This window comes from Halobellus sp. Atlit-38R (assembly GCF_003665925.1).
GTDB lineage: Archaea > Halobacteriota > Halobacteria > Halobacteriales > Haloferacaceae > Haloquadratum > Haloquadratum inordinatus.
In genome coordinates this window covers 307,281-319,552 of the sequence record NZ_QXIJ01000004.1, presented here as the reverse complement: position 1 = coordinate 319,552, position 12,272 = coordinate 307,281, and the positions used below count along the sequence as shown (strand labels likewise).

General features: G+C 68.3%; 9 protein-coding genes. 5 read left to right on the top strand and 4 right to left on the bottom strand.

The window, feature by feature from the left end:
• The first annotated feature begins 109 nt into the window (after positions 1 to 109).
• Together D3D02_RS08290 and D3D02_RS08285 are read left to right on the top strand one after the other, a co-directional pair.
• A complete protein-coding gene (locus D3D02_RS08290; RefSeq protein WP_121569543.1) occupies positions 110 to 838 on the top strand; it encodes a nucleoside phosphorylase in 729 nt (242 codons plus the stop codon).
• 3 nt (positions 839 to 841) lie between these two features.
• Entirely contained in the window at positions 842 to 2,368 is a 1,527-nt protein-coding gene (locus tag D3D02_RS08285) for an HPP family protein (protein ID WP_121569496.1), read from the top strand.
• A gap of 15 nt (positions 2,369 to 2,383) precedes the next feature.
• Here D3D02_RS08285 and D3D02_RS08280 read toward each other — a convergent pair whose 3' ends face one another.
• Positions 2,384 to 3,640 carry an NAD-binding protein gene (locus D3D02_RS08280; RefSeq protein ID WP_121569495.1) on the bottom strand — a complete coding sequence of 419 codons (1,257 nt, stop codon included), beginning with the start codon at positions 3,638 to 3,640 and terminating at the stop codon, positions 2,384 to 2,386.
• A 120-nt stretch (positions 3,641 to 3,760) separates the two neighbouring features.
• Between D3D02_RS08280 and D3D02_RS08275 the strand changes: the two genes are divergently transcribed.
• The 3 genes from D3D02_RS08275 to D3D02_RS08265 are packed head-to-tail and all read left to right on the top strand — an operon-like array spanning position 3,761 to position 6,535.
• Positions 3,761 to 5,005: a potassium channel family protein gene (locus D3D02_RS08275; protein ID WP_121569494.1), complete on the top strand. Its 1,245-nt coding sequence runs from the start codon at positions 3,761 to 3,763 to the stop codon at positions 5,003 to 5,005.
• Entirely contained in the window at positions 5,005 to 6,225 is a 1,221-nt protein-coding gene (locus tag D3D02_RS08270; RefSeq protein WP_121569493.1) for a TrkA C-terminal domain-containing protein, read from the top strand. The genes D3D02_RS08275 and D3D02_RS08270 overlap by 1 nt, the downstream gene beginning before the upstream one ends.
• Before the next feature lie 31 nt (positions 6,226 to 6,256).
• Complete coding sequence (locus D3D02_RS08265) at positions 6,257 to 6,535, top strand: ubiquitin-like small modifier protein 1 (protein ID WP_121569492.1); 279 nt, start codon at positions 6,257 to 6,259, stop codon at positions 6,533 to 6,535.
• Between the two features lie 42 nt (positions 6,536 to 6,577).
• Here the strand turns inward: D3D02_RS08265 and D3D02_RS08260 are convergent, their stop codons facing one another.
• Genes D3D02_RS08260 through D3D02_RS08250 form a run of 3 tightly spaced genes read right to left on the bottom strand, consistent with a single transcriptional unit; the run spans position 6,578 to position 12,271 of the window.
• Positions 6,578 to 8,593: a SpoVR family protein gene (locus D3D02_RS08260; RefSeq protein WP_121569491.1), complete on the bottom strand. Its 2,016-nt coding sequence runs from the start codon at positions 8,591 to 8,593 to the stop codon at positions 6,578 to 6,580.
• A 43-nt stretch (positions 8,594 to 8,636) separates the two neighbouring features.
• A complete protein-coding gene (locus D3D02_RS08255; RefSeq protein ID WP_121569490.1) occupies positions 8,637 to 9,986 on the bottom strand; it encodes a DUF444 family protein in 1,350 nt (449 codons plus the stop codon).
• A complete protein-coding gene (locus D3D02_RS08250) occupies positions 9,977 to 12,271 on the bottom strand; it encodes a PrkA family serine protein kinase (protein WP_121569489.1) in 2,295 nt (764 codons plus the stop codon). Before D3D02_RS08250 ends, D3D02_RS08255 begins: the two co-directional genes overlap by 10 nt.
• Position 12,272: the final 1 nt, after the last annotated feature.

Here is a 12,272-nt window from a genome sequence, read left to right as displayed (position 1 = left end):
CGTTCCGCCGAGCGCCCGCGGCGACGACACGGACGCTTGAGGCGTTCCGTCTCCGCGCGATCGGCTGGTGACCGCGTCGTTTTTCACCGTCTCCCGCGAGCAATCGGATATGGCGAAACAGCCGCACCTCCTCGTCGAATCGGGCGACGTTCACGACACCGCGCTCATTCCTGGTGATCCCGGTCGGGTCGACCGGATCGCGAGTCAGTGCGAGGACGCCGAGACGGTCGCCGAAAACCGCGAGTACAAGGTCGTGAACGCCACCTACGAGGGCGTGCCGCTGACGATCTGCTCGACGGGTATCGGCTGCCCCTCGGCGGCGATCGCCGTCGAAGAACTCTCCCGCGTCGGCGTTGAGACGGTGATCCGCGTCGGGACGACGGGCGCGCTCCAGTCCGGGATCGAGATCGGGGATATGGTCGTCGCGACCGGCGCAGCGAAAGAGGAGGGGACCTCGAAGCGCTACGAGGACGCCGTCATCCCGGCCGTCCCCGACTACGACGTGCTCTCGGCGCTCGTCGACTCCGCCGAGGCGAACGACGAAGACGTACACGTCGGGCCGATCGTCTCCGACGACGCGTTCTACAACGAGACCGACGCCTACGTCGACGCCTGGGAGGACGCGAACCTCCTCGCCGTCGAGATGGAGGCGGCCGCGGTGTTCTCGATCGCGCGCCGAAAGGGGATGGCCGCCGGCGCGATCTGCACCGTCGACGGCAACCTCGTCGAGGGGACACAGAAAGGCGCCGACTCCGACGCCGAACTGCCCGAGAAGGCGAAGAACAACGTCGAGCGGGCCATCTCGCTCACGCTGAACGCCGTCGTCGATCTCGCGTAGGCGATGTTCGGACGGCGTCTCCTCGACGCGGCGCTCGAAGCGCTCGCCGCGGCGCGGAACCGCCTCCGACGGATCGAGCGGCGAGAGGCGTCTGAACTCCGCCGCTGGGTCCAGAACACGGGCAATCTGTTACACCTCTCGATCGTCCTCTTCATCCCGGTCGTCATCGGGCTCGTCACGTACCTCTCCAATCAGGTCCAGACGCTCTCGTTCCTGCTCTTCCCGCCGCTCGCTTCGGGGACTTACACGCTCGTTTCGGATCCCGAGGGCCAGTACGCCGATCCGCTCCGGTTCGTCGCGAGCCTCACCGTCGGCGCGCTCTGCGGCCTCGCGGCGTACACGGCGACGACGTGGGCGTACGGCCCCATCGAAACGGGGATCGTCCACCCCGAGAGCGCGGCGCTCGCGATCTTTCTCACCGGTCTCGTCACCTGGGCGGCGCGCATCGAGGCCCCCTCGGCGTTCTCGACGGCGCTCCTCGCGCTCGTGACCGGCGACGTGGAACCGGTGACCTACGTCGCCAGTATCTTTCTGGCCGCGACGGTCGTCGCGACTGCGTTCGTCGTCTGGCGCGAGGAGTTCTACGAGAAGCGCGCGCAGTACCTGTACGAGACCGTCCACGGCGACGACCACGTGCTCGTCCCGATGCGGGGCGAGACGGCCGAGCGGACCGCGCTCTTCGGCGCCCGGCTCGCGGCCGCCCACGAGGCTGGTAAGGTCGTCCTCTTCGACGTGCTCTCGACGGCGGAAGCCGAGGCCGCGGAAGCTGCGGCTGCCGAAGTTGAAGATACGGACGACGACGCTGGCACGGAATCGGCCGCCTCCGTAGCCGGAGGCGACGATGCGACCGCAACGACAGCGGCGGAGACGACCGGAGAACGCGGCGACGACACCGACGCGCCCGTGGCGAACGAGTCCGTCCAGCGGCTCGAACGGTGTGCCGACGTCATCCGCACGCGCGTCGGCGTCCCCTGCGAGGTCGTCGTCGTCGCCGGCGATCCAGTTCCGGCGACGGTCGAGGCGGCGCGGAACGCAAACTGCGACCTCGTGGTGACGCCCTACGAGGAGGATCGCGGCACGCTCTCGGGCTACGTCAGAGGCATCTTCGACAGTAACCTCGACGCGGTGGCGTTCCGGTCGGTCTCCGATCGTCGCCGCTGGCACCGCGTGCTCGTCCTCGTGGCCCGCCCGGGCGACGTCGCTCACGGGATGGTCGATTTCGCGACCCGCCTCACCGGACAGCGCGGGACCGTGAGCGTCACCACCTGCATCGGGGGCGAGGTGGAGCGCCGCCCGGCGGAACGCCGGCTCGACCGCCTCGTCGAGACCGTCGAGGGGAACATCGAGACGCGCGTCGCTCGCTCGCCCGTCGACGAGTTCATCGCCGCCAACGCCGACAACTACGACCTCCTCGTCATCGGCTCCAGCGGCGAGCGATCGCCGGCCTCGCGGTTCGTCTCTCCGCCGACGTTCGAGCGCGTCCAACACCTCGACTGCGACGTCGCCGTCTTCGACAGAGGGCGCAGCTAGCTCGGCTCGCCGCGTTCAGCGATCGGGCTCGGCGTCGTCGCTGCGTTCGCTGTCGTTCTCGTCATCCCCATCAGCGGCTTCACTGACGGCTGCGGCGGCAGCCTCTAAGTCTTCGTCGCCCCCGGCACCCAGCAGGCGTTCTTCGAGCGCTTCGGCCCCGTGGCCGCCGAGCGCGGACTCCGCGAGGAAGTGCGCGCCCAGCGTCGCCGGACTGATGACGGTGTCGGCACCGGCGCGCTTCAGCTTGTTCACGTTCTCGCGCTGCGTCGCGGCCGCGACGATCGTCACCTCGGGATTGAGCTGGCGCGCGGTCAGGATCGCGAGCGCGTCCTCGGCGTCGTTGTTCGTCGCCGCGACGACGGCCTGTGCGACCTCGACCTTCCCGCGTTGCTGGGCCTCCTCGTCGCTCGGATCCTCAGTGAGGACGGTGTAGCCGCGGTCCGAGAGCCGCCGGGCGCGCTCCTCGTCGGGGACGACGACGAGCACGTCGGCCTTCGAGGTGAGTTCTTCGAGAATCGGTTCCGTCAGGTCCCCGAAACCGAGAACGAGGACGTGGTTCTCCAGTACGTCGAGTTGTTCTTCTGTCATACGTCCGAGTGCTTTCGAGAACTGCGCTTCGATGAGTGGGGTGAAGACGACACCGAGGACGACCGCGAACGACGAGACCGTCACGAGCAACACCGACAGCGCGAATAGTTCGCCGACCGCCGAGCGCGGCGTGATGTCGCCGTAACCGACGGTGCTGCCGGTGACGAGCGAGAAGTAGAACGCGTCGAGGAGCGTGCTCACGCCGTTGAACTCCTCCTGTAAGGCGTACGCCCCGACGGTCCCGTAGCCCTGTGCGCCGGCGAGCGCCGCCAGCGCCGCGATCTGCGTCGTCGACAGCGACAGTTCGCGGTCGAACGCGCGGAAGTTCACTCCGACGACGAGCAGCGCCAGCACCGAGAGGGCCACGAGCGGTAGCGACAGCTCCGAGGACTGCAGTACCCCCTGAGCGGCCGTGATCGGAAACAGGAGTAGCGTCGCATACCACGCCGCGCGGAGGCGTCGCCGAAGCCCGAACGCGCTCACGAGGAGCAGGAACCCGGTCAGGGTCCCCGTGAAGGCGGTGATCTGGCGAACGACGCCCGGGACGACAACGCCGAACAGCTGAAAGTCCGCCGTGCCGCCGACGCCGATGTTGGCGATGCCGGTCACGACGGCCAGGACACCGACGAAGAACGTCAGTACGACTGACGCGCGTGCGCCGATCCAGTCCCGCGAGAGCGCCATATCTCTCTCTCCGTCGTCTCTGGGTTAATAGTCTCGTCATTTTCCTTGCGCGACCGCTTCACGGCTTCCGGAAGGCGATGCAGCGACAACTGTAAATCGTCGGGCCGAGAGGTGCCGTCGATGGCGTCGCTCCCTGTCGAGGTCCTCTACGGACTCTACCTCGGCGTGTTGACCGGACTCGTTCCCGCGCTCATCGCGTGGCTGCTCGGGTTCGGGTTCAAGTACTTCACCGGAATTACGATCCCGGGGCTGGCGGTCGTCGGCCTCGGCGTCGCGATCGCGGGACTCAACGGTGGTCTCCTCGCGCTCGCGGACCCCTCGCTCACCGGATCGGCGAACCAGTTGCGACTCACGATCGCCCTGCTCGTCGTGCTGATGGGGACGCTGTACGCCCACGCACAGGGCGATAAGATGGGGGCAGCGCTCCCGAAGCGGCTCAACCTTCGGGAACTCACGAAGCGGACGCTCTCGACCGACGTGGTCGAACTCGTCGGCGGTCGCGGGCAGGTCCGAATCAGCGTCGTCGGCGACGTCGGCGACGTCGAGGGGTATCCGCCGCTCCCCGCGGCGCTCCAGGAGTCGATCCGCGCGGAGACGTGGACGTTTCCGGCCGACCTCCCGCTCGTCGAACTGGAATCGCGCGTCGAAGCCGCGCTTCGGACCGAGTACGATCTCGTCGAAGTGGCTGTGACGCTCGACGAGCGCGGCCGGGCGACGGTCGCGGCCGCGCCGCCGACGAGCGGGCTCTCGAAGCACCTCGATCCCGGGGAGCGGGCCGTCTCGGTCGACGCGCTGATCCCGACGGGCGCGGCGCGCGGCGACGAGGTGACCGTTCTGGCCGACGGCGAGCGGCTCGACGCGCGACTCCTCGGTGTCGTCGGCGAGGGAACGCCCCCGACTCCGTCCGGGGATACCGAGACCGACACGACTGACGAGGCGGCAACCGACGGCGGCGACGCGGATCTCCCGCCGGAGCCACCGTCGCTACCCACGGCCGTCGGCGGCCAGGCCCGGGTCACGCTCGCGGCCGATCGGCAGACGGCGACCGCACTGCTCGGAGCGAACGACGTCCGCCTCGCCGTCCGTTCACGGGGGAGCCGCCGGGAATTCGAACTCGTCGGGCTCCTGCGCCGGACGGGCAAGCGATTCCGGCGCGTCACGGTCAGCGATCGGAGCGAACTGGCCGACACGACGCTCGGTGAGGCGTCGGTCCGGGACACCTACGGCGTGGCGGTGCTGGCGGTCAGACACGGCGGCTCGTGGACCATCGCCCCGCGCGGGACGCAGTCGATCACCGCCGGCGACGACCTCGTCGTCGTCGGGAGCACATCGGAGCTCGATGGGTTCGCGGAGGTGGCGTCGTAATGTCCGCAGTCGGCGTCGCGCTCACAGCGCCCCTCCAACTCGGGGGTCGCATCCCGGCGGACCCGTCGGTGATCGGCGCGCTCACTCGGGTGCTCGGGCTCGCCGCAGTCGCTGGGATACTCGCTGCCGCTGCCGCGGTCGTCTATCGCTGGTACACGCGCGAGGAGATCCCGGCGTGGCTGGCGACGCTCACGGGGGCGTCCGGCGTCGCGCTGTATCTCAACGCCGTTGGCCTCTTTCAGCAGGCCGTCGGATCCGATCCGGCGGCGGTGTTCGACCCGATGGTCGTCCTCGTCAACGCGGCGGCGCTCGGCGCGGCAATCGTCGTCTCGCCTGCCGGACGCGCGGTCGGCGATCGGCTCACCACGAGCGCGTTCGCCGTCGTCGGCGCCCGCGAACTCGACACCGAGGTCAGCTGGCTCGTGAGCAACGTCGGGCGCGTCCGCGCCGTCGAACTCCCGGAAGTCGAATCCGACGTCGAGGACATCGAGGGCTACGAGCCGGTCCCGGCGGCGACGAAGGACGCGCTCGCCGGGAAGACGCTGCTCGTCCCCCGCAATCTCCGCGGTGACGCCCTCCGCGACCGGGTCGTCGCGCGCATCAAAGAGGACTACGGCGTGGGCTACGTCGACCTCGAACTCGACGCCGACGGCACCGTCACGCGGCTCGGAGTGGGCCGGCGCGTCGCGGGGCTCGGAACGACGCTCGCCCCCGGATTTGCCGCCGTCGCGGTCCGAGCGGATCCCGGGGCGGGCGCGTCGGCGGGCGACGCCGTCCAGTTGTGGCGGCGGACCGAGGCCGGTGAGGGAGCAATAGAGGGCACGAGCGGGACCACAGCGCGCGTCGCGAGCGGCGAACTCCGGGCGGTGACCAACGACGTCGCCACCGTCATCGTCGACGAGGCGGACGCCGAAAACCTCGATCCCGCGGCGTCCTATCGACTGCTCACGCTCCCCAGTGACCCCGGCGCAGAGCGGGAGTTCACCTCGCTGCTACGCGCGGCCGACGAGACGATGGACGTCGTCACCGTCGGCGCCGGGAGCGACCTCGACGGGGCGACGGTCGGCGACGTCGACGCCACTGTCGCGGCCGTGCGCCCCACGCGTGGAGCGATCGAGCCGATTCCGGCGCGGAGCCGCACGCTCGCCGCCGGCGACGCGCTCTATCTGGTCGCCCGCCCGGAACGGCTGCGCGGCGTGGCGGCGCTCGCGACGGCGTAACGCTCAACTCGCCCGGCGCGCGAGTGGAGGTATGCACACGGTCAACTGGCGACTGTTCGCCGACCTCGCCGAGGTGGCGGGCGGACGCGACCACGCCGTCTCTGTCGCGGCTGAGTCGACGATCGGCGACGCACTCGACGCGCTCTTGGCTGACTGTGAGGGACTCGGCGACCGGATTCTCGACGGCGAGGGCCTCGCGGACGACGTGAATCTGATGCAAAACGGCTCGCCGGCGGACCTCTCGGCCCCGGTAGCCGACGGCGACGAACTCGCGATGTTCCCGCCCGTGACCGGCGGGTCAGCGCGCTGACGGGCGGCGATCGCCGATAGCCGACGAAAAACGGCGCGGCGACTACGACAGCCACTCCTCGGGCTTGGTGTCGTAGTCGACGTCGGACGCCTGAATCCGCTCTTCTAGCTCGGGGTCGAGTTCGAACTCGTCGAACGAACCGCCGTCGTAGCGGATGCGAACGCCGGCTTCGGTCGGTTCGGGCTCGCGGTTCCGCCGCCGAGCGACTTCGACTTCGTGTTCGTCGAACTCCTTGCGGATCGTCATCAGATTCACCGGGCGCCCCCACAGCTCGTGGATGCGTTCGAGTACGTCGCGTGCTTCGCCGATGTCGAGCGTAATGCCGTTGTAGCGGTGCCCGAGAAGCAGTTCGCCACGGTTCTCGAAGTTGTCGTCGAAGACGGCGATCGTCGGCTTCCCGAAGTTGGTGAACTGCAGGAGCAGCTTCTTTTTCACGTCGGCGTGGTCCGTCGACGCCACCCGGAAGTCCCCCGTCGCGCGGGTGTACTCGTAGGTGAAGTAGTGGTTCTCCTCGACGAACTCCGGCGAGAGGAACGCGTCGACGAACGTCACGTCGTTGTGGCTCCGGCGGACCTCCCGCATCCGGTCCCAGCCGGCCGTCTTGTCGACGTCGTCGATGGCTTCCTCGACGCTCGCGTACTTCTCGTCGTCGAACATATATCTGGAGAGCTGTTCGAGCTCCGAGCGGCGGATGCGACGCAGGAAGCCGCGGTACTGCGGCTTCAGGAGCGAGAAGTGTCGCTCGGCGAGCCCCTCGTAGGTGAGAACCTTCCACGGGTAACGGTCGACGTCGACGGCGTCCGGATCCGACAGCGCCCGGTCCAGCGCCTCCCAGTCGACGCGCGGGTCGTTTTCGGGCAGCGCCGCGAGGTCGTCGAGAGTGTCGCTTCGGACCGTGTCGATCGCCGCCGGCGGTTCGAGCAGCGACTGCACTCGCTCGAAGTCGACGGCGTCGTGGAAGTTCCGCCAGGTAACCCCCTCGACGCGGAGCAGCTTGTCCGCCACCTCGCGTCGGTTGGTCGTGTTCTCGACGTACTCCCACAGTTCCTTCCCGAGTTTGTAGGGGTTCATCCCCGGCGAACCCAACACCCGCGATTGGTGATCGGCGTAGGTGAGGAACTCGTCTTCGCCGGCGAAGCGCTCCTCGCCCATCATCAGCGACTCCCAGAAGGCGGCCCACCCCTCGTTCATCGTCTTCGTCATCTTCTGGGGGGCGAAGTAGTACGCCTCCCGGCGGAGCAAGTCGAGGACGTCCTTCTGCCAGGACTCCATCTCGACGGCTTCGCCCGCCTCCTCGTCGTAGACCGTCGCGTGCTCGCGGAGGAAGCCGAGCACGTCCGAGCGCGGGTGATCGAGGTCGGCCGCGGCGGCTTCCGCCTCCGCGAGGTCGTCGAGCCACTCGTCGTCGAAGACCGCCTCTCTGACCGCCGCAGAGAGGTCCATCCCGTCGAGTCGCTCCCGGAGGTCCTCGGGCTGGGTCCGGCCGGTATCGGGATCGGCGCTCAGGGGTCGGTGTTGGTCGATCGTATCCTCTAAGCACGTGACGGCGTCGACGAAGCGCTCGACCGTCTCGCGGTCGACATCGGGGTCGTCGACGTACCGCTGGATGGTCTCGGCGTGCCGTTCGAGCATCGCCGCGGCGTCGAGATCGTTGTCGCCGGAGAACCGGCTGAACCACTCGTTGTTGCGGAAGAAGTCCGCGTGGGCCTCGACGTGGGTGATGACCGCCTTCTGGTCGGCCAGCGTGTTCGACTCCTGCAGGAAGGCGTGGCTCGGGTCGTCGTTGTTGACGATCTCGAAGGCCTTGCCCATCCCGAACTGGTCTTGTTTCTGCTGGCGGTCGTAGGTCATCCCCCAGCGCCAGTGCGGATACCGCCGCTGGAACCCGCCGTAGGCGATGAGCTGATTCATCTCGTCGTAGTCGACCACCCAGTAGTTCACCGGGTAGGGGTCGAGTCCGAGCTTGCGGGCGAGCGCGGCGGCCTCCCGAACCGGCTCTTCGAGCCGCTCGGCCTCCTCGCGTGCCGCCCGTCTGAAGCGTCGCAATCTGGTGGTCATAGTGTGTGTTGTGTGGTTGGGTGGGTGGTGTCCGCGCGCATCGTCACGAGGTCTCCGCCTTGGCTTTCGCCGACGCCGGCTGCAGGATCTCGTAGATCGCGTCGGTGACGTCCTCGGGCGAACCGACGGATGCAACGACGACGTCGCCGGCGTCCGCGAAGGCGCGATCGACCTCCTCGGCGTGCGTCGCGTTGATTGCGGTGCCGCCGGGCTGGGTCTCCACGTACGCGTGGCGGTTCGCCGGGATGTCCCGCATCAGCGGGATCACCCGCTCTGTCGTGTCGTTCGAGGAGTTCTCGGAGTCGCCGGCGGCGAAGACGTAGCGGTTCCACTCCGCCCAGGGGTACTGCTCTTCGAGGATCTGCTTCGCCAGGTCGTACGCGCTGGAGATGCGCGTGCCGCCGCCCGAGCGGATGCCGAAGAACTCCTCGCGGTCGACCTCCCAGGCGTCGGCGTCGTGGGCGATGTAGACGAACTCGGCGTTGTCGTACTTCCCCTGGAGATACCAATCCAGCGGCGTGAACGTCCGCTCGACGAGTTCGCGCTTCGTCTCGCGCATCGACCCCGAGACGTCGCGGATGTTGACGACGACGACGTTCTTCTGCTTTTTCTCCTCGATCTCGGGATGCCGGTAGCGCTCGTCGTCCCGGCGGAACGGGATCTCGCGGAGCCCGCGCCGTCGGATGCGCTGGACGGCCGTGCTGCGCTCGACGTTGTCGGTCATCTCCTCGAAGGAGTCCCAGCGGCCCCGCTCGTCGTCCGGTATGTCGTCCCACTCGGACTCGATCCACGGGAGCGAGACGAGAATGTTCTCCTCCCGGCACCAGCGGTAGACCGACTCGGGGGTCTCGCCCGCGACTCGCATCGCCTCGCGGACGAACTCCTCGTCGAAGTCGGTCGCGAGCTTCCGCTTGAGTCCCTGTTTGAACAGCCGTTCGAAGTCGAGCGTGCTGTTGGGGCCGGTGCGGGTGACGTCGGTGAAGTCGCCCTCGATCTCCTCGATCACTTCCTTCCCTTTGGGTTCGAGGTCGAGACCGAGCTCCTCGTCGAGTTCCTCGGCGAACTCCTCGGGGTCCATCTCGTAGTAGCCGTGCTCGCCGCCCTCCTCGCCGGGTTCGCCGTCCTCGTCGCCGTCGCCGTCCCCGTCGCCGGGTTGCGGCTGTGGCTGGCCGACGGGCTGGCCGACGTCCGGGGTGCCGCCCTGTCCCTGGCCGACGCCGCCGCGGTCGAGTTGGTCGTACTTGAACTCCGGTAAGTCGACGACCTTGATCGGGATCTCGATCTCGTCGGAGTTCGAGCCGCTGAGATCCCCGTACCGAATGAACGATTCGAGGTCTTCGCGGCGCTCTTCGCCCACTTCGCGGAATCGTTCGAGGTCTTCTCTCAGTCCCATCGGTGGCGCACCTCCCGCATCACTGCGCGGCTCGTCAGTTCGGCCGACGCCGGCGTGTAGCCGCGGGCCGTCAGTTCGTCGATCGTCTGTGCTTTCAGCCGCGCCGTCTCCGTGTTCTCCGGCGGGTCGTCCCACTGCGCGGGGTCGAAGTCCTCGTAGAGCCGCTTGACGTCGTCCCAGTCGTAGGTGTCGAGCACCGAGCGGATCACCGGGATCTCCGAGAGGTCGACGTCGTCGACGGTGAACCCAGCGTCGCGGTTCTCCCACGCGTAGCGGTTCAGCGCGGTGATGATCTTCTCGCGGCGGAACTCCTCGACGGAGTCGGTCGGGCGGTTTCCGAGGTAGTCGTCGTCGTCGAACCGACCGAGCTGTTCGGTCTCGAAGAGCTTCATCAACAGCGGGTCGGGGTCGACCGGTCCGCGCTCGGTCTCGATCTGCTCGTCGCCGTCCCACGCGTAGACGTGCTCGACGTACTCCGCGACCGTCTCGCGTTCGACCGAGCGGTCCGCGAGCAACGCAGCGAGCACGTCTGACTCCTGTCTGTCGAGAACGTACTCCTTCGCCAGCGTCACGCGGTCCTCGTACTCCGCGCGCTCAGAGCGGGAGAAGACGGGGGCGTCGTGGAGGCCAGCAGCCATCGCGTCGAGTACGTCCTCGGGCAGGACCACGTGCTCGACGGCGAGGTCGGTGTGCCAGCGGTCGGTCTCCTCGTGCAGCAGGTCCGCGATGACGTCCCGGGTGAACGTGACGGGGACGCCGTGGATCCCCTCGCCGTCGCCGTCGAAGTCGAACTCGTCGACGCGGGTTCGGTCGTCGCCCTCCTGAACGTAGCCGAAGTCGAAGAGCAGCGCCTTGTCGACGAGGTCGTAGCCGGCGGGGACGTCCTCGCTGTCGAGTCGGGTGAGCACGCTGTACATCGCGGCCGCCTCCACAGCGTGCGGCGCGAGTTCTCTGGCCCGCACCGACCCCGACGCGTTCTGCACGTCGACGACGAGCGGCGCGCGGACGCGCTCGCGGAGTGCGTCTTCGTCTTCGACGTCCCAGACGGCCGTTTCGTCGGTGAGTTCCCGGCGGATCAACTCCGCCTCCAGCGAGACGTTCGTCAGGTAGCGGAACTCGTGTTTGTCGAGTCGGCGCTTGAGCGCCTTCAGCGGGTCGCGACCGTTCCGGTCGGCGTACTTGTCGAGTTCCGCGTCGAGGTCGGGATTCGAGATGATGACGAGCTGGGTGTCGACGTCCATCCCGATCCCCTTATCCAGCTTCACGTGCCCCTCGTCGGGGACGTTCAGGAGCTTCTGGAGCAAGTCTGCGTGCTGGGCGGCGTCCTCGACGATCGTGAGGAGGCCGTTGCCCTGCGAGAGCACGCCGTCGTAGCTGAACGCCTGAGGGTTCTTCCGCCCGCGGGAGTCGAGTTCGCGGAGCATCCCCGGCATCCACGACCCGACGAGGCGCTCTTTGGGCGAGCCGTCGTCCTCGGAGTGGAGGACGCCGATCCCGCGGCCGACGTCGACGACGTAGTTCTTCACGCGCAGGTGCGAGGGGTCGGTCACCGCCGAGAACAACTCTCGGCGCCCGTTGCGGCGGTACTTCTCCTCTAAGAACTCGTAGGCCTCCCGGCAGAACGGGTCGAGTCCCTCGTCGACGGCGATGGGGACGTGATCGCCGGACTGGCGGTTCAGTTCCGCCAGGAGGTCGCTGCGGACCGCCGACGGGAAGACAGACAGCGGGTGCGACTGCACCGGGCTCTCGTACCAGTCGGACTCCTGTTCGGGCGCGGTCGACTCGCCGCCGTACGAGAGACCGCGGGTGTCGCTGGCGGCGGCGACGTTCCACTCGACGGTGTAGCGCCGGCCGGCGTCAGTCTTCGAGTACGCGCGCAGGCCGTTGATGAGACAGCGCTTGAGCTCGGACTTCCCGGTCGCCGTCGGGCCGTCGAACCAGAGGATCTTCTCGCTTTTCCCCCGGTCGGCGGCGATCGTCCGGAGGTCGTCGACGAAGCGGTTCAAGACCTCGGTGTTGCCGAGGACGGCGTGTTCGCCGTCGTTCGCGGGGTCGTCGAAGAAGCGGTAGCGCTCGCGGGTCTCCCCCTCTTCGAGAACCGTCCGCGTTCCCATCGACTCGATCGCGTCCAGCAGGTACTTCGAGGCGTGTGCGGCGATCGACGGTCGCTCGAACGCGGCATCGACGTACGCCTCCAGGCTCATCGGCTCCTCGTAGGTACCGCGGAGGTGGTCGTCTGCGGTCTCGACGTAGTCCTTCGCGGGGTTTGGGTTGTGGGCGGTCATC